We start from the raw sequence: 18,068 nt of genomic DNA on the forward strand, positions 1-18,068 counted from the left end.
GCGTCCTTTTGTTAAGCGGCTGAGTCCGAGGAGTCGGTGCCGAGACCTGCGCAGCATTCATCCGACAGAAATCCGATGACGCGGTTCATCCTGTCGAAATCTGCCGCATTGATCACTTCCCGCCCCTGTCTGGTTTGCGTCACCAACCCGGCCTCGACCAGCGTCTTGAGGTGATGTGCCTGGGTCGATGCGGGCAGGCCGCTGTGATCGGCGATCTGGCCAACCGTGAGTCCGTTGTGCCCGGCGCGGACCAGCAGCCGGAAGATCTGCAAGCGGGCTTCATGACCAAGGGCGGCAAGGGCGCGGGCGTGATGCTGTGTCTGATTCATGAAACCATATAACTAGAAATGCAGTTATATTGCAACTGCTTTTTGCGCGCGCACGAAAAAAGGCCGGACATCGGCGTCCGGCCTTCCACGTGCTGTCTGCTCGGATCGGGAAAATCCCGTGTGCCGGCGGGCGTTTACCCGTTGGCGCAACGCTGCTCTGCGTCCTCCACGGCGGCGGTGAAGCCAAGAAGCGAAAACGTGTCCTTCGTCGTCGTGCCACGTGCCGATTGCGCCGTCAGAACGGCATCGGCCCCGCGCTTCATCGCGGTGACGATCTTGGAATCGTCCTGCGGTGTGGCGGGCCAGGCCCATTCACCTTCGGTGAACAGTTCGAACTCGGTCCCGCTGATGTTCACGTTGACCGTCGATCCGGGCGCAAACGGATACCCACCTGTAAAGGCGACCTGGCCCTGAACCTCGGCCCCCGGACGGTAGAACACCATCAACAGGATTTCGCCCCGGGTCACGGCGACAACGCGCCCGCCACGCGTGTTCACGCTTTCCTTGTAGGTCGTCACCGCCCAGCATTCGCGCGGATCCTGACCCTCGAACACGCTCCAGTCCGTGATGGCGTTCACGCGGTTGGTGCTTGTTTCCTGCGCAATACTTGCGCCAGCGGTGACCAACGCCATTGCGCTGATGGCCACTCCGCCAATCCATGATTTCATGCGTCCAGCCTCCAGACTGTCCCTAGCCTCAATTCTTACATCCGCCGCAGTATGGATTCAGCCCGTCCTTGTGTCACTGCAACTTTGCTCTCGACCTCGTCAGAATAGCCTGATTTATCGGGTGCTTCAAAGCCCAATTGGCAGAATTTCGCCCAAGCAGGAGGGAGCACAGAAATGGCACAGCCCGCATCACTCGCCGAGGTCTGGAGAGGCCCGTTTCACGAAAGCCATCACCTTGGCCATGCCGTGATCTGCGATGGCGCCGGGCAGATTCTGTCGGCCTGGGGCGACCCGGACGCGGTGGTGCTGCCGCGCAGTTCGTCTAAGATGATCCAGGCCTTGCCGTTGCTGACCTCGGGCGCGGCCGATGCGCGTGGTCTGAGCACGGAACAGCTTGCCCTGGCCTGTGCGTCTCACCAGGGCGCGCCGGTTCATGTGGCGCGGGTCAATGCCTGGCTGTCCGATCTTGGTCTGGACGATGCCGCGCTGCGCTGCGGACCGCAGGTGTCCCGCGATACCGATCTCAAGCTCGAGATGATCCGCGCGCACGACGCGCCCTGCCGTGTGCACAACAATTGCTCGGGCAAACATGCCGGGTTCCTGACGCTGGCGCAGCACCTGGGCGCGGGGCCCGACTATGTGGATCCCGAGCACCCTGTCCAGCTTGCCTGCCTTGATGCGTTCGAGACGGTCACGGACCAGCCCAGCCCGGGCTTCGGCATAGATGGCTGCTCGGCGCCGAATTTCGCCTCGACCATGCACGGGATGGCCCGCGCGATGGGCTGGTTCGCCACGGCGGGGCAACGGTCCGACAGCCTGAGCACAGCGGCCGCGCGTCTGGTCGAGGCGATGCATCGCCATCCCGAGCTTGTCGCCGGAGAGGGGCGCGCCTGCACCCGACTGATGCGCGCGGCAAAGGAACCGGTGGCGCTCAAGACCGGTGCCGAAGGCTATTTCATCGCCATCCTGCCGATGCGGGGTCTTGGCATTGCGCTCAAGGCGGCCGACGGGGCGACGCGGGCCGCCGAATGCGCGATCACGGCGCTTCTGGTGCGGCTCGACGTGCTGGACGCGGCGAACCCGGAGGTGACAGCCTTCCTGCGCCCCACGATCCGCAACTGGGACGGGCTGGCCACGGGCGAGATCAGGCCCGCGCCGGGGCTTCTGGTGTGACAAAGCTGTCGCGGCTGTAGCCTTGCAGGAACAGCAGCGCCGTCAGGTCGCAGTGATTGATCCGCAGCTTCGCCTGTGCCTGAACGCTGGGCTTGGCGTGCAGGGCGACGCCGGCCCCGGCCAGTTCGAGCATGCCCAGATCGTTGGCGCCGTCCCCGACCGCCAGAACCTCGTCGGGTGACAGGCCCAGCCGCGCCGTGATCTCCCGAAGTGCGGCGACCTTGGCATCGCGCCCGAGGATCGGACGCGCGACATCGCCGGTCAACAGGGCCTCTTGCACGATCAAAGTATTGGCGCGGTTCTCGTCGAAACCGAGGGTCTCGGCCACCCGGACGGTGAAGGCGGTAAAGCCGCCGGAGACCAGCGCGGTATAGGCGCCCTGCGCCTTCATCGTCGCCAGCAGCACCGCCCCGCCCGGCATCGGGGTGATACGGCTGTCCAGCACCTCGGCGATCACGCTGTCCGGCAGACCTTTCAGCAATCCGACCCGCTCCAGCAGCGCCGCTTCGAAATCCAGCTCACCGTTCATCGCGCGGGCGGTGATGTCGCGCACCTGGTCCCCGACACCTGCAACCTCGGCCAGTTCGTCGATGCATTCCTGCCGGATCATGGTGCTGTCCATGTCGGCCAGCAGCATCTTCCTGCGCCGCCCCTCGGTGCGCTGAATCACCAGGTCGACCCCCTGGTCCTGCAACGCGCCCCAGCTGGCCTCTGCGGTGTCCGGAACACAGCTCATCTCGAACTCCGCCGCCTCGTCCGGCGACAACCAGACAAGGTCCCCGCCGCCCCAGGCGTTGCGAAGCGCCTCGGCCAGCGCCGGATCGAGCGCGCCGGAAGGCGCGATGAGAGTGGCGGTGTACATGGCATGCTCCTTTGATCCGTCGCGCCGATGTACCCATGGCATCGCGAAAACGCCAGATCGCTCAAGAGCGCAACCCCATCTTCTTCTCTTTCCAAATATGCCCGCCGGAGGCTCCCGCACCTGTCAGAGGGCACGACGCCGCCAAAGTTTCCGATCCGCATCATCCGCCGCTGCCGGTTCCGCAAATGCGTCACCTTGGCCGCATTTTCCGACTTGCGTGGTGCGGGAGACCCGCATAAACGCGGCGTTGGGACACCCCTCCCCAACGAGGGGCGCTTATCTGGAAGGGTAGCATAAATGGCTATTTCAAAACCGGCGTCGCACGGCAACGTGCGCAAACCCACCACGCGGCCTGCCAATCCGCGGTTCTCCTCCGGCCCCTGTGCCAAACCCCCCGGTTTCAAACTGGACAACCTTTCCGACGCGCCGCTGGGCCGGTCGCACCGTGCGGCTGTCGGCAAGGCCAAGCTCAAGGCCGCGATCGAAGAGACGCGTGACCTGTTGGGCGTGCCTGCGGATTACAGGATCGGCATCGTGCCGGCCTCCGACACCGGTGCGGTGGAAATGGCGATGTGGTCGATGCTGGGCGCGCGCAAGGCCACCATGGTGGCGTGGGAATCCTTTGGCGCGGGCTGGGTCACGGATGTGGTCAAGCAGCTCAAGATCGACGCCGAGGTCAAGACCGCGGAATACGGGCAGATCGTCGACATGGCATCCGTCGATTACGACACCGATGTCGTCTTCACGTGGAACGGCACCACGTCCGGTGTGCGGATGCCGAACGGCGACGCGATCCCGGCGGACCGCGACGGGCTGACGATCTGCGACGCCACGTCGGCGGCGTTCGCGCAGGACCTGCCCTGGGACAAGCTTGATGTGACCACGTTCAGCTGGCAGAAGGTCCTGGGCGGTGAAGCGGCGCACGGGATGCTAATCCTGTCGCCCCGCGCGGTCGAACGACTTGAGACCTACACGCCGGCATGGCCGCTGCCGAAGGTTTTCCGCCTGACCAAGGGCGGCAAGCTGATCGAGGGCATCTTTGTCGGCGAGACGATCAACACGCCGTCGATGCTCGCGGTCGAGGACTATCTCCAGGCGCTGGACTGGGCGCGCTCGGTTGGCGGGCTGAAGGGCCTGATGGCCCGGGCCGATGCCAATGCGCAGGCGATCTTCGCGTTCTGCGAGGGCAATGACTGGATTGCCAACCTTGCCGACGACCCTGCAACGAGGTCGAACACCTCGGTCTGCCTCAAGTTCACCGACGACCGGATCAGCGATGGCGCGGTCTTCGCCAAGGCGGTGGCCAAACGGCTCGAGTCCGAAGGTGTCGCCCTGGATATCGGTGCCTATCGGGACGCGCCCGCCGGGTTGCGGATCTGGTGCGGCGGCACGGTCGAAACCTCGGATATCGAGGCGATGCTGCCGTGGCTCGACTGGGCGTTTCATGCCGAGATCGAGGCGCTGGCCCAAGCGGCCTGATCCAGCTTTTCGGGTGCGTGGAACCGCGCGCCCTCTCCGTTTCAAAATGTAGGGTGTGTGCTTGCACGCACCGACCCATCAAAGGACCACATATATGGCCCCCCGTGTACTCATCTCCGACAAACTTTCCGATGCGGCCGTCCAGATTTTCAAGGATCGCGGCATCGACGTGGATTTCCAGCCCGATCTGGGCAAGGACAAGGACAAGCTGGCCGAAGTGATCGGCCAGTATGACGGCCTTGCGATCCGCTCGGCCACCAAGGTGACGCCGACGATCCTCGAAAACGCGACCAGCCTCAAGGTGATCGGCCGCGCCGGGATCGGCACCGACAATATCGACAAGGACGCGGCCTCCAAGAAAGGCGTGATCGTCATGAACACGCCCTTCGGCAACATGATCACCACGGCCGAGCATGCCATCGCGATGATGTTCGCCGTCGCGCGGCAAATCCCCGAGGCGTCGGCGTCGACGCATGCAGGCAAGTGGGAAAAGTCCAGGTTCATGGGGGTCGAACTGACCGGAAAGACCCTGGGCGTGATCGGTGCCGGCAATATCGGCGGCATCGTCTGTGACCGGGCACGCGGTCTCAAGATGAAAGTGGTGGCCTACGACCCCTTCCTCAGTGAAGAGAAAGCGTCGAAGATGCAGGTCGAGAAGGTCGAGCTTGACGACCTGCTCAAGCGCGCGGATTTCATCACGCTGCACGTGCCCCTTACGGACCAGACGCGCAATATCCTGTCGGCCGAAAACCTCGCCAAGACGAAGAAGGGCGTGCGGATCATCAACTGCGCCCGCGGCGGTCTGGTGGACGAGGCGGCTTTGGCCGAGATGCTGAAATCCGGCCATGTCGCCGGGGCGGCCTTTGACGTGTTCGCCGAAGAACCCGCGACCGACAACCCGCTGTTCAACCTGCCCAACGTGGTCTGCACGCCGCATCTTGGCGCGGCCACAACCGAAGCGCAGGAAAACGTGGCGCTCCAGGTGGCGGAGCAGATGGCCAATTACCTGCTGACGGGCGCTGTCGAAAACGCGCTCAACATGCCGTCGGTGACGGCCGAAGAGGCCAAGATCATGGGCCCGTGGATCAAGCTGGCCGACCATCTGGGCAGCTTTATCGGCCAGATGACGGATGAACCGATCAAGGCGATCAACATCCTTTATGACGGCTCGGTCTCCGAGATGAACCTCGAGGCGCTGAACTGTTCGGCGATCGCCGGGATCATGAAGCGGGTCAACCCGGATGTGAACATGGTCAGCGCGCCACTCATCGCCAAGGACCGCGGGGTCAAGATCTCGACCACCAACCAGGCGAAGTCGGGGGCGTTCGAGGGCTACATCAAGGTGACCGTCGTGACCGACAAGCGCGAGCGGTCGATCGCAGGGACTGTGTTCAGCGACGGCAAGCCGCGTTTCATCCAGATCAAGGGCATCAATATCGACGCCGAGATCGGCGCGCACATGGTCTATACCACCAACGAGGACGTGCCGGGCATCATCGGCACATTGGGCATGACCATGGGGGAAAACGGCGTCAACATCGCGAACTTCACGCTTGGCCGCTCTACGGTGAAGGGCGAGGCGATTGCCCTGCTTTACGTGGATGAACCGGTTCCTGCGAACGTGGTGCAGAAACTGGAAAGCACCGGCATGTTCGGCCAGGTCAAACCGCTGCAGTTTGATGTTGCCTGACGATTTGTTAAACTAGGTTATCAAGGGCGGCCCAGCGCCGCCCTTTTCATTTGGGCCATCCTGCAACGGGATGCACTTCCAGAGGGCTTGCCATGACTCCGGTCTATGCCATCGGCGACATTCACGGTCATTCCGCGAAACTGGACGACGCGCTCGGGCTTGTCGAACAGGACGGCGGTCCGGATGCGCGCATCGTCTTCGTGGGCGATTACGTCGATCGCGGCGAGGACAGTCGCGGTGTGATCGACCGGCTTGTCACCGGCCTTGCCGAGGGGCGCAACTGGACCTGTCTGAAGGGCAACCACGACCGCCTGTTCGAGCGGTTCCTGGCCAAGCCGGAACCGCAACACGACCCACATCTGCTGGTGGGGTATCACTGGCTGCACGATGCGCTTGGCGGAAAAAGCACTGTCGAATCCTATGGCGTGACGGTGCCCGAGCGTATTCGCCAGTATGATCTTGCCGCGCAGGTCCATGACGCGGTGCCTGCCGAACACCAGGCCTTCCTGCAATCGCTGCATTTGAAGTACCAGATCGGGTCGCTGTGTTTCGTGCATGCCGGGGTTCGGCCCGGTGTGCCGCTTGACGATCAGGTCGAGAACGACCTGCTCTGGATCCGGCAGGAATTTCTCGAGGACGACACGGATCACGGCGCGCTGGTGATCCATGGTCACACCCCGGTGGAGTATCCCGAACTCCATGGCAACCGACTCGCCATCGACACCGGCGCGGCCTACGGGCGCACGCTTGTGCCTGTGGTGATCGACGACGAGGGCGTTTTTGCCCTGACGCCACAGGGGCGACAGCGTCTGGAGCGACAGGGTCAGCCCTAGTCGTAGCTCAGCGTCGTCGCCTTGCCCCGGAAGATGGTGTAGGCCAGCGCGGTGTAGCCCAGGATCATCGGCAGCACGAACAGCGTTCCGATCAGGATGATGAACAGGCTTTCCGGTGCGCTTGCGGCCTCGTAGATGGTGATCCGGTCCGGTACGATGAACGGATAGAACGAATATGCCATCCCGAAAAAGCCCAGCACGAAGAGAACGATGGTGGCTGCAAAGGGGAACCATGCCCAGCTGTCATCGCGGGTTGGCAAGCGGCGCAGCGCCAGCCACAGAAGCACGATCAAGGCACCCGACATCAGCGGCAAGGGCAAGAGCAGGAAAAACTCCGGCATCGAGAACCATTTGTCGAAGATGCGCGGGCTGACCAGCGGGGAGGCAACAGAGATTGCGCCAAGACCCAGCACGACGCCCCAGATGCCGCCTTTCGACCAGGCGACCGCCTTGCGCTGCAACGCGCCTTCGGTCTTCAGGATCAGCCATGTGGCTCCGATAAAGGAATAGGCGACAGTCAGGAACACCGCGGTGACCGCGGAAAAGGCGAGTGTAAACGCAGTGACTTCAAGACCCATGATATACATGCCCAGCATGTAACCCTGGCTGAGCGAGGTCATCATCGACCCGACATAGAACGCCCGGTCCCAGGATGTCTTGTGATGCGCGGGTGCCTTGACGCGAAACTCGAACGAGACACCACGCAGGATCAGGCCGACCAGCATCACGGCAACCGGCAGGTAGAGCGCGGTCAGGATGGTGCCATGCGCGGTGGGAAAGGCCACCAGCAGGATGCCGATGGCCAGCACCAGCCATGTCTCGTTGGCATCCCAGAACGGCCCGATGGAGGCGATCATGCGATCCTTTTCGTCCTTTTCGGCAAAGGGGAACAGGACGCCGACACCCAGATCGAACCCGTCCAGCACCACGTAAATCAGGATGGACGCGCCCAGCAGCGCTGCAAAGGCGAGGGGCAGCCAGACGGCCGGGTCTCCGAACAGGGTCATGACGTCACTCCGCTGCGACAGGAACTTGGGCCGCCGGGGCCACGGGAATGCGCGGGCCGATCGGTTCGCCCTTGGCGGCCTTGCGGGCGAGGTAGAAGAGCACGCTGACATAGGCCGTCAGCAGCACCGCGTAGATGGCGAGGTAGACAATGAGCGTCGAGGCGACCATCGGCGCGGGCACATCTGCGACCGCCGCTTCGGTCGTCAGCACGCCCTGCACCAGCCACGGCTGACGACCGATCTCGGTGGTGTACCAGCCCGCGAGCGTGGCGACCCAGCCCGAGAACGCCATCGGCACCATCGCCCACAAGAGCGGCTTGGGCAGGCCCTCGACCCCGCGTCGCTTGCGCGCCATGAAGAACACGGCAGTCCAGCTGAGCAGCAGCATCGCCATGCCGGTCGCCACCATGATGCGGAAGCTGAAGAACACCGGGGCGACGGGCGGATGCTGCACCGTGCCGTCTTCGGTGACAAAGTCATTCAGTCCCGGCACAACCCCGTCGGCCGAGTGCTTGAGGATCAGGGATGCGCCGTTCGCGATGGCGATCTCGAAATCGTTGGAACGGGTTTCCTCATTCGGGATAGCGAACAGGACCAGCGGCACGTTCGGGCCGGTGTCCCAGTTGCCCTCCATCGCGGCCACCTTTTGCGGCTGATGCTCAAGCGTGTTGAGCCCGTGGAAATCGCCGGCCAGGATTTGCAGCGGGATCAGCACCGCACCGATGGTCATGCCGGTTTTCAAGGTCGCGCGCACCCCGTTCGACCGGTCTCCGATCAGCCAGCGGAAGGCGCTCAGACCCGCCAGCAGGAAGGCCACGGTCAGACCGGATGCCAGCAGCATGTGCACAAGCCGGTAGGGCATGGACGGATTGAAGATGATCGCCCACCAATCGGTGGCAAAGGCCACGCCGTCGCGCATCTCGAACCCGGCAGGCGTGTGCATCCAGCTGTTCAGCACCAGGATCCAGAAGGCCGACATCGTGGTGCCGAACGCCACAAGGAAGGTCGACAGCGTGTGCAACCAGCTTGGCACCCTCGACATCCCGAAAAGCATGATCCCGAGGAACACCGCTTCGAGGAAGAACGCGGTCATCACCTCGTAGGCCAGAAGGGGCCCCGCGATGTTGCCGACGCTTTCCATGAAGCCCGGCCAGTTGGTGCCGAACTGGAACGACATGGTGATGCCCGACACCACACCCATCGCAAAGCTGAGGGCAAAGACCTTGACCCAGAACCGATACGCTTCGAGCCATCGCTGCCCCCCTGTCTGGCTGAAGCGGAGCTTGAAGAAGAGCAGCACCCATCCCAGGGCAATCGTGATGGTCGGAAAAAGGATGTGAAACGAAATATTCGCACCGAATTGAATGCGAGAGAGGATCAGCGTGTCCATGTTGAATCATTCCCCGAAAGGCAACCATTTCTGTCAGGAAATCAGATAGGCCGCGCGGCCAGGTTTCCCCTGTGCTGCGACAGCATTGCGCACCCGCAAGAGGGAACCCTCTGTTTTCAAGACTCGATTTCCGGAAATGTCGGAGATTCTCGGGGATTTGCGCGAAAGTGCCAGGTTCAGGGGCGTTTTCGTGCCGATTGGTGCGATGCTTGCCGAATTTCGGGCCAATTGACCTTTGGTCAGGTGCTAATCTCAACATACCGGCGCCGAGACCGGGAAAAGGTCCAAAAGGGGGACAGCATGTCTGAGAAATTTGTCGTTGGTTATGACGGCAGCGATGTGGCGAAGCGCGCGCTCGACTTCGCGGTGTCGCGGGCGAAGGCCCAGGGCGGCAGCATTCTTATCGTCCATGTGCTTGAATGGTCGCCATATTCGTTCCTGACGCCGCAGGAGCTCGAGGAACGGCATGCGCGCCGGACCGAGGAACTGGAGCGAGCGGAGAAAGCCCTGATGTCGCCGCTCAAGTCCACGATCGCCGCCGCCGGTGTTCCGGTCGAAACCCAGATCAAGTACGGCCACGTGGCCAAGACGCTGTGCGATATCGCCAAGAAGGAAGGCGCCACGCAGATGGTGATCGGACGCGATGGCGACGGTGGGCTGTCGAGCCGGGTGTTCGGGTCGGTCGCCGGATCTCTGGTCCAGGTGGCCCCGGTGCCGTGTACAATCGTTCCATAACCGCAAAGGACTTTCAGAGATGACACGTCTTGTTCCAACGGCGGTTCTGGCCGCCTGCTTCACGTTCATGGCCGCGCTTTCGGCATCGGCTCAATCCATCGACGAAACCATCAACAGCATTTTCGCCAGCTCGACCGGCTGGTTCGTTACCCTGATCTTCAGCAATTTTCCCGGCACCAGCTTTCCGTGGATTGTCGGCTGGCTGGTCGTCGCGGCGACGGTGTTTACGGTCTATTTCGGCGTGATCCAGTTTCGCGCCTTCGGTCATGCCATCGCGCTGGTGAAAGGGGATTACTCCGATCCCGATGACGCGGGCGAGGTCAGCCATTTCCAGGCGCTTGCAACCGCGCTTTCGGGCACTGTCGGGCTTGGCAACATCGCCGGTGTGGCGGTGGCCATCGGCATCGGCGGGCCGGGCGCGACATTCTGGATGATCCTTGCCGGTCTTCTGGGCATGGCGTCGAAATTCACCGAATGTACGCTGGGTGTGAAATACCGCAACGAATATGCAAACGGCACGGTGTCGGGTGGTCCGATGTACTACCTGACCAAGGGCTTTGCCGAACGCGGCATGCCCGGCGGGCGGTTCCTGGCGATCATGTTCTCGATCTTCTGCATCCTCGGGGCATTCGGTGGCGGCAACATGTTCCAGGCCAACCAGGCCCATGCGCAGCTGACCAACGTCTTCGGGCCCTATCCGGGCTTCATCACCGGGATCATCTTTGCGGGCATCGTGTTCGCGGTGATCGTCGGCGGCCTCAAGTCCATTGCACGGGTGACGGAAAAGGTCGTGCCGATCATGGGGGTGATCTATGTCGGCACCGCGCTGATCATCATCCTGATGAACTATGACATGATCGGCTGGGCCTTCGGGCAGATCTTCGCCGGGGCCTTCACCGGGCTGGGTGTCGCGGGCGGGTTCGTCGGGGCGCTGATCCAGGGCTTCCGCCGTGCGGCCTTCTCGAATGAGGCGGGGGTCGGATCGGCAGCGATCGCACATTCTGCCGTGCGCACCAAGGAGCCGATCACCGAAGGTTTCGTGTCCCTGCTGGAGCCGCTGATCGACACGGTCATCGTCTGTACCATGACGGCGCTCGTGATCATCATCACCGGTCAGCTGATCTCCGATCCGGAAACCGGGCTGTACCTGCTCAACGAAGCCGGAACGGCGATCCGCACGGTCGGTGACACGTCGGGTGTCGCGCTGACATCGGCGGCGTTCTCGTCCTCCATCGGCGGCTTCAAGTACATCCTCGCGCTGGCGGTGATCCTCTTTGCCTTCTCGACGATGATCTCGTGGTCCTATTACGGGCTCAAGGCGTGGACCTATCTCTTTGGAGAGGGCAAGGCGCAGGAGCTGACCTTCAAGTCGATCTTCTGCGTCTTCGTGGTGATCGGCGCCTCGGCGAGCCTTGGCCCGGTGATCGACTTCTCGGATGCGGCGATCTTTGCGATGGCGGTGGTCAACATCATCGGCCTCTACGTCCTGATGCCGATCGTGAAGCGCGAGCTCGACAGCTACTGGTCGCGCCTCAAGTCGGGCGAGATCAGGAAATTCACTTGATCCACGCAGCGCCGCTCCCGGTGCTGCGAGGTCGGTAAAGAGTGCGGGCGGGCCTACGGGTCCGCCCGGCTTTTTCGCGCGGCGACAAAACCGGTTTCAAAATTCGTGCGACATCTTATATCTAGCCCTCTCGCGGGCCGAAGGAGACCGCAGCGATGGCAAAGCCGAAGGACAACCCGAACTACAAGGTGATCGCCGACAACCGTCGTGCGCGGTTCGATTACGCCATCGAGGACGATCTCGAGGTCGGCATCATCCTGCAAGGGTCCGAGGTGAAATCGCTGCGCGAGAACAGTGCAAACATCACCGAATGTTATGCCGCTGTCGAAGATGGCGAACTGTGGCTCGTGAATTCCTATATCGCGCCGTACAACCGCGCGATGTTCCCGCACGAAGAACGGCGGCGGCGCAAGCTGCTGGTGTCGCGCAAGGAGCTGGCCAAGCTCTGGAACGAAACCCAGCGCAAAGGCATGACGCTTGTTCCGCTGGTGCTCTACTTCAACCACAAGGGCATGGCGAAGATGAAGATCGGGATCGCCAAGGGCAAGAAGATTCACGACAAGCGCGAAACCGAGGCCAAGCGCGACTGGGGACGTCAGAAACAACGTCTGTTGAAGAACGCGGGCTGATCCGGGGCAACTTTCCGTCGACGGAAAGTCGACGATGCGTAGACGCATCGTGACCCGCGCGGTGGGCAATCGCTTGCGAGTCGGACCTCCGGGATCTATGCAGAACCGACCTTTTTGCAGATGTGGCGACAGACATGGCACAGGACGACCCGAAGACGCTTGTATCGACAGACTGGCTTGCCGCGCACATGCGCGACCCCGATCTGCGCATTCTTGACGGATCGTACTACCTGGCGGATGCCGGGCGCGACGCGAAGGCCGAATACGCCGCCGGGCATATCCCCGGCGCACGGTTCTTCGACATCGACGACATCGCCGACAGCCGGTCCGACCTGCCGCACATGGCGCCGCCGATCGAAAAGTTCATGTCGCGGATGCGCGCCATGGGGGTTGGCGACGGGCACCAGGTCGTCGTCTATGACGGCGCCGGGCTGTTTTCCGCCGCGCGTGTCTGGTGGCTCTTCAAGCTGATGGGCCAGAACGATGTCGCCGTGCTGGACGGCGGTCTGCCCAAATGGGTCGCCGAGGGCCGCGAGGTCGAGGACCTGCCTCCCATCGTGCGCGACCGACACATGACGGTGCGGCGTCAGGCCCATCTGGTCAAGGATGTCACGCAGGTGTCCTCGGCCTCCAAGCTGCGCGATCAGGAGATCATCGACGCGCGCTCTGCCGGGCGGTTCCGGGGCGAGGAACCCGAACCCCGTCCCGGCATGCGCGGCGGGCACATCCCCGGATCGAAGAACGTCCATTATTCCAGCCTGCTGAACGCCGACCAGACGCTCAAATCGCCCGAGGAGACCCGCGCGATTTTCGAGGCGGCGGGCGTCGATCTGTCCAAACCGGCAATCACCACATGCGGCTCCGGGGTGACGGCGGCGATCCTCTCCTTGGCCATGGCGCGCATGGGCAAGGATGACCATTCCCTTTACGACGGCTCGTGGTCCGAATGGGGAATGTTCCCCACCGTACCCGTGGCCACAGGAGACAACTGATGTTCGAGACCCTCAAGGAACAACCCGCAGACAAGATCCTCGCGCTGGTGCAAACCTACCGCGAAGATCCGCGCGACCCCAAGATCGACCTCGGTGTCGGCGTCTACAAGGACGCGTCGGGCAACACGCCGATCATGGGGGCCGTCAAAAGCGCGGAACAGCAGCTTTGGGAAGCCGAAACCACCAAGGCCTATACCGGCCTTGCGGGGGATCCGGCCTTTGCCGACGCGATGGTTGCGATGGTTCTGGGCGACGCGGTGCCGCGCGCCAACGTGGCCGCGGCAGCGACGCCGGGTGGCACCGGTGCGGTACGTCAGGGCTTTGATCTGGTCAGGATGGCAAGCCCGGACGCCAAGGTCTTTGTCAGCGATCCGACATGGCCGAACCACCTGTCGATCCTCAAGCACATGGGCATGAACATGGTGCCCTACCGCTATTTCGACGACGAGTCGCGCGGTGTGGATTTCAACGGCATGATGGAAGACCTCGCGCAGGCCGGTCCGGGGGATGTGGTGCTGGTGCATGGCTGTTGCCACAATCCCACAGGTGCAAACCTGAACATGACCGAATGGAAGGCGCTGGTCGATCTGCTGCTCAAGACCGGCGCGACCCCGATGGTCGACATCGCCTACCAGGGCTTTGGGGATGGTCTGGAAGAAGACGCGGCAGCCACCCGCCTGATCGCTTCGTCTGTGCCCGAAACCATTATCGCGGCAAGCTGTTCAAAGAACTTCGGCATCTACCGGGAACGGACGGGCCTGCTGATGGTGGTGTCACAGAACGCGTCTGCGCAAAAGCTCAACCAGGGGACATTGGCCTATCTGAACCGGCAGAACTTTTCCTTCCCGCCCGATCACGGTGCGCGGTTGGTGACGATGGTTCTGAGCGACGACGCCTTGCGCGCGGACTGGGCCAAGGAACTGGAAGAGATGCGCACCGGCATGTTGGCGCTGCGCGAACAGCTGGCGGCGGAATTGCAGCGCCTGTCCGGGTCGGATCGGTTCGGCTTCATCGCGCAGCACCGCGGCATGTTCTCGCGGCTAGGGGCGACACCCGAACAGGTCGACCGCCTGCGCGACGAGCACGCGATTTATCTTGTCGGGGATTCGCGGTTGAACATCGCCGGTCTCAACAAGGACTCGGTGCCGATTCTGGCGAAAGCGATGATCGACGTCGGGATCTGAGCCCGTCTGGAGTTTGGAAATCCATGGGCGCCTGCGGGCGCCCATGTCGTTTTCAGGTGCCGCGTCATCCAGCGGCGCGCAGTTTGCAAAGTTGTGTTTGCATATTTGCAAAAAGAAGAAGCCGTTAGCCGTGCACCTTGACGCTGTCCTCGGGGGCTTGATCGCGGTCGAACATGCTGTAGTCGCGCATCACGTGGCAGACGCGCAGGCGGTAGTCGGAGAAGATGCCATTGCGGCCTTTTGATTGTGCGTTGCGATGCGCGGCGAGTTTGCGCCACCGTAGCACGGCGTCTTCGTCTTCGAAGAAGCTGATCGACAGGAGCTTGTCCGGGTTGGTCAGGCTTTGGAAGCGTTCGACCGAGATGAAGCCGTCGACCTCTTCGACCATGGGGCGCATGGTGGCGGCGATGTCGAGATAGGCGTCTTTCTGGCCGTCTGCGGGCATGAGTTCGAAGATGATGGCGATCATTTTGTGTCCCTTTTTGCGGGACAATGGCGTTGTCGGGGATGTTTGGCAATCAATCCGGGTTGCCGCGGGTGACCGGCAGCGGCATCGGTGGTTTGTACGGTTTGGCCGTGGAAACGTACGGGTGGACCGTACGGGAGGGATCCGGCGTCAGGATGTGGCGCAGGAGGGCCACCGGGTGGCGGCGCAGGGTGAGGCGCAGGGCGACGTAATCCTCGACCACCTGTTCGCCTTCGGTCATCTGGGGCAGGTGGGCTGCTGGCTCATGGATCGCCTCGCCGTCGATATCGCCATCGAAAAGCGGCAGGGTCTTGCGGGAGGTGAGGGCCTTGGCCTCCCACAGGGCCTGACGACGGGTGAGCCGCAGGTTTTGGAACGTGTCGGCTTCGGCAAGGCGCGCGATGGTGGCGGGGTCGAGACCGGCGCGGCGCCAGAGATCATTGATGCTTTGATACCCGTTGCCGCGACCGGCGGCGATCCATTGGGCGTCTTCCTCGTTCAGGCCCTTGATCTGGCGGAAGCCCAGCCGCAGGGCGAGGCCGCCATTTTCGCCCGGTTCCATCACGTTGTCCCAGAAGCTGGCATTGATGCAGACGGGTCGGACGGTCACGCCATGTTCACGGGCGTCGCGCACGATCTGGGCCGGGGCGTAAAAGCCCATCGGCTGGGAGTTCAGCAGCGCGCAGGCGAAGATGCCGGGGTGGTGATGCTTGATCCAGGCGGAGGCATAGACCAGCAGGGCAAAGCTGGCGGCGTGGCTTTCGGGGAAGCCGTAGGAGCCGAAGCCTTCGATCTGCGAGAAGCAGCGTTCCGCGAAATCCTCGTCATAGCCCTTGTTGCGCATGCCGCGCAGGAAAAGTGTGCGGAATTCTGATACATTGCCGTGTTTCTTGAAAGTGGCCAGCGACCGGCGCAATCGGTCGGCCTGTTCGGGGGTGAAGCCCGCGCCGACGATGGCGATCTGCATTGCCTGTTCCTGGAAAAGCGGCACGCCGAGGGTCTTGCCCAGCACCGCGCCGAGCTCATCCGAGGGAAAGCTGACTGCCTCTTCGCCGTTGCGGCGGCGGATATAGGGGTGGACCATGTCGCCCTGAATGGGGCCGGGGCGGATGATGGCGACCTCGATCACCAGATCGTAGAAGGTGCGGGGCTTCATGCGCGGCAGGAAATTCATCTGCGCGCGGGATTCGACCTGGAAGACGCCGATGCTGTCGGCCTTGCAGAGCATGTCGTAGACGGCGGGGTCTTCGGGCGGCAGGGTGGCGAGCGTGTAGGTCTGGCCGTGATGCAGGGTCATCAGGTCGAACGCCTTGCGGATGCAGGAGAGCATGCCGAGCGCCAGCACATCGACCTTGAGGATGCCGAGCGCGTCGATATCGTCCTTGTCCCAGCAGATGACGGTGCGGTCCTCCATCGTGGCGTTTTCGATCGGGACCAGTTCATCGAGCCGCCCTTCGGTGATGATGAAGCCGCCCACGTGCTGGCTCAGGTGGCGCGGGAAGCCGATGATCTCGAAGATCAGCTCCATCGTCAGTTTGAGGCGGTGATCGTCGGGGTCGAGACCGATTTCGCGCATGCGGTGCTCTTCGAGGCCGTTGGTCGAGAAGAAGCCCCAGAGTTGCGAGGACAGCGCGCCGATGGTGTCCTGTGACAGGCCCATCGCGCTGCCCACCTCGCGGATGGCGCGTTTGCCGCGATAGTGGATCACGGTGGCGCAGAGCCCCGCGCGGTGGCGGCCATAGCGTTCGTAGATGTGCTGGATCACCTCTTCGCGGCGTTCATGTTCGAAATCGACGTCGATGTCAGGGGGTTCGTCGCGCGCCTCGGAGACGAACCGCTCAAAAACCATGGTGCCGATCTCGGGGGACACCGAGGTCACGCCGAGGCAGTAGCAGACCACCGAGTTGGCGGCGGACCCGCGTCCCTGGCAGAGGATGCCCCGGTCGCGGGCAAAGGCGACGATGTCGCGCACGGTCAGGAAATAGGGCTCGTAACGCAGCTTGTCGATCAGGGTGAGTTCGTGTTGGAGCAGGGTTTTCACCTTGTCCGGCGCGCCATGCGGGTAGCGCCAGGTCAGCCCCTCATGGGCGAGGCGCGCGAGGCGCTGGGAGGCGGTCTCGGACCCGGTGATTTCGCTGGGATATTCGTAGCGCAGCTGGCCGAGGTCGAATTGGCAGCTGTCGGCCAGTTGCGCGGCGCGGTCCACGGCATCGGCATGTGGGCCAAGCAGGCGGCGCATCTCGGCCTCGGACCGCAGCCGTTGTTCGCCATTGGCGAGCGCCTTGGTGCCCAATTCGTCGACCCGGCAACCCTGCCGGATGGCGGTGACCACATCCGCGAGCTTGCGGCGGCGACCATGATGCATGAGCGGTGTGGCCGAGGCGATTGTGGACAGGTTCAGATCCTTGGCCAGCTGCGCGATCCGGTCGAAGCGGGGCCTGTCCTGCCCGTCATAAAGCGGGCCGAGGACGAGATGGGCCTGTCCGGGGAAGCGGCGCGACAGCCGGTCCGCCTGTGTCTGCCAGTCACCCGCGCCGGGTTTCGAGCTTTGCGCCTGTGACGGCGGGTGCAGGAGCCAGTGCAGGCCGCCCGAGCATTGGACCAGATCGTCGAGCGTGAGGAGACAGTCGCCCTTGGGCGCGCGGCGGCGTCCGGTGGTGATGAGGCGGCAGAGTTGCGCCCAGCCCTGGCGGGTGGTGGCGAGCGCCGTGGCGGTGAAGCCGGTATCGGTGACGATCCGCGCGCCGGGAATGAGGCGCGGCACATGGGTGAGGATAGGGCTGCGCTGGTGGTCGAGGTGACCCGGCACGGGCGGGCCGATGGGACCATTGCGGGCCTCGAGCTCGGCACGTTCGCGGATCAGGCGTGTGAGGGTCTTGGCCTCGGACCATGCGCGCACGATGCCCGCCACCGAATTGGTGTCGGTGATGGCGATGGCCGACAGGCCCAGGGTTGCGGCACGCTCCATGTACTCCTCGGGGTGGGAGGCCCCGGTGAGGAAGGTGAAATTGGAGGTGATCGACAGCTCTGCGAACATGCCCTCTTTTATGTTCTTCTTTTGTTCCTT

16 protein-coding genes are annotated in these 18,068 nt (G+C 63.1%); 9 read left to right on the top strand and 7 right to left on the bottom strand.

Going from position 1 to position 18,068, the window contains the following annotated elements; genetic code table 11:
• Positions 1-11: 11 nt before the first annotated feature.
• Positions 12-329 (bottom strand): metalloregulator ArsR/SmtB family transcription factor, encoded by a 318-nt coding sequence (locus LCF60_RS00155; protein ID WP_292288979.1) that lies wholly within the window; start codon positions 327-329, stop codon positions 12-14.
• Between the two features lie 134 nt (positions 330-463).
• Positions 464-997, bottom strand: coding sequence for an invasion associated locus B family protein (locus LCF60_RS00160; RefSeq protein WP_292288980.1), 534 nt, complete (start codon positions 995-997; stop codon positions 464-466).
• A 174-nt stretch (positions 998-1,171) separates the two neighbouring features.
• Between LCF60_RS00160 and LCF60_RS00165 the strand changes: the two genes are divergently transcribed.
• A complete protein-coding gene (locus LCF60_RS00165) occupies positions 1,172-2,170 on the top strand; it encodes an asparaginase (RefSeq protein ID WP_292288981.1) in 999 nt (332 codons plus the stop codon).
• Here the strand turns inward: LCF60_RS00165 and serB are convergent.
• Positions 2,142-3,032, bottom strand: a complete 891-nt coding sequence (gene serB / locus LCF60_RS00170; protein ID WP_292288982.1) for a phosphoserine phosphatase SerB — start codon at positions 3,030-3,032, stop codon at positions 2,142-2,144. The two genes, LCF60_RS00165 and serB, sit on opposite strands and share 29 nt — an antisense overlap.
• A 297-nt stretch (positions 3,033-3,329) precedes the next feature.
• Between serB and LCF60_RS00175 the strand changes: the two genes are divergently transcribed.
• The 3 genes from LCF60_RS00175 (at position 3,330) to LCF60_RS00185 (ending at position 7,034) form a co-directional block, all read left to right on the top strand.
• Positions 3,330-4,511, top strand: a complete 1,182-nt coding sequence (locus LCF60_RS00175; RefSeq protein ID WP_292288983.1) for a phosphoserine transaminase — start codon at positions 3,330-3,332, stop codon at positions 4,509-4,511.
• 94 nt (positions 4,512-4,605) lie between these two features.
• The gene (gene serA / locus LCF60_RS00180) at positions 4,606-6,201 is read left to right on the top strand and encodes a phosphoglycerate dehydrogenase (protein WP_292288984.1); all 1,596 of its coding nucleotides are present in this window, start codon (positions 4,606-4,608) and stop codon (positions 6,199-6,201) included.
• A 92-nt stretch (positions 6,202-6,293) separates the two neighbouring features.
• Positions 6,294-7,034 (top strand): metallophosphoesterase family protein, encoded by a 741-nt coding sequence (locus LCF60_RS00185; RefSeq protein ID WP_292288985.1) that lies wholly within the window; start codon positions 6,294-6,296, stop codon positions 7,032-7,034.
• Here LCF60_RS00185 and LCF60_RS00190 read toward each other — a convergent pair.
• Both LCF60_RS00190 and LCF60_RS00195 read right to left on the bottom strand, forming a co-directional pair.
• The gene (locus LCF60_RS00190) at positions 7,031-8,041 is read right to left on the bottom strand and encodes a cytochrome d ubiquinol oxidase subunit II (RefSeq protein ID WP_292288986.1); all 1,011 of its coding nucleotides are present in this window, start codon (positions 8,039-8,041) and stop codon (positions 7,031-7,033) included. The genes LCF60_RS00185 and LCF60_RS00190 overlap by 4 nt on opposite strands.
• Positions 8,042-8,045: 4 nt before the next feature.
• Positions 8,046-9,431 (bottom strand): cytochrome ubiquinol oxidase subunit I, encoded by a 1,386-nt coding sequence (locus LCF60_RS00195; protein WP_292288987.1) that lies wholly within the window; start codon positions 9,429-9,431, stop codon positions 8,046-8,048.
• A 300-nt stretch (positions 9,432-9,731) separates the two neighbouring features.
• Between LCF60_RS00195 and LCF60_RS00200 the strand changes: the two genes are divergently transcribed.
• The 5 genes from LCF60_RS00200 to LCF60_RS00220 all read left to right on the top strand — a co-directional run bounded on the left by LCF60_RS00200 (position 9,732) and on the right by LCF60_RS00220 (position 14,535).
• Positions 9,732-10,166, top strand: coding sequence for a universal stress protein (locus tag LCF60_RS00200; RefSeq protein ID WP_292288988.1), 435 nt, complete (start codon positions 9,732-9,734; stop codon positions 10,164-10,166).
• 67 nt (positions 10,167-10,233) lie between these two features.
• Entirely contained in the window at positions 10,234-11,730 is a 1,497-nt protein-coding gene (locus LCF60_RS00205; RefSeq protein WP_292289167.1) for an alanine/glycine:cation symporter family protein, read from the top strand.
• Positions 11,731-11,885: 155 nt separating this feature from the next.
• Positions 11,886-12,359 carry an SsrA-binding protein SmpB gene (gene smpB, locus LCF60_RS00210; RefSeq protein ID WP_292288989.1) on the top strand — a complete coding sequence of 158 codons (474 nt, stop codon included), beginning with the start codon at positions 11,886-11,888 and terminating at the stop codon, positions 12,357-12,359.
• A 134-nt stretch (positions 12,360-12,493) separates the two neighbouring features.
• On the top strand, positions 12,494-13,351 hold the full coding sequence (sseA, locus tag LCF60_RS00215) for a 3-mercaptopyruvate sulfurtransferase (RefSeq protein WP_292288990.1): 858 nt from the start codon (positions 12,494-12,496) through the stop codon (positions 13,349-13,351).
• Complete coding sequence (locus LCF60_RS00220; RefSeq protein WP_292288991.1) at positions 13,351-14,535, top strand: amino acid aminotransferase; 1,185 nt, start codon at positions 13,351-13,353, stop codon at positions 14,533-14,535. The genes sseA and LCF60_RS00220 overlap by 1 nt, the downstream gene beginning before the upstream one ends.
• 124 nt (positions 14,536-14,659) lie before the next feature.
• Here LCF60_RS00220 and LCF60_RS00225 read toward each other — a convergent pair whose 3' ends face one another.
• Entirely contained in the window at positions 14,660-15,004 is a 345-nt protein-coding gene (locus LCF60_RS00225; RefSeq protein WP_292288992.1) for an antibiotic biosynthesis monooxygenase, read from the bottom strand.
• A 49-nt stretch (positions 15,005-15,053) separates the two neighbouring features.
• Positions 15,054-18,038, bottom strand: coding sequence for an error-prone DNA polymerase (locus LCF60_RS00230; RefSeq protein ID WP_292288993.1), 2,985 nt, complete (start codon positions 18,036-18,038; stop codon positions 15,054-15,056).
• Positions 18,039-18,068: the final 30 nt, after the last annotated feature.

It is taken from the genome of Marivita sp. (assembly GCF_020055635.1).
GTDB lineage: Bacteria > Pseudomonadota > Alphaproteobacteria > Rhodobacterales > Rhodobacteraceae > Marivita.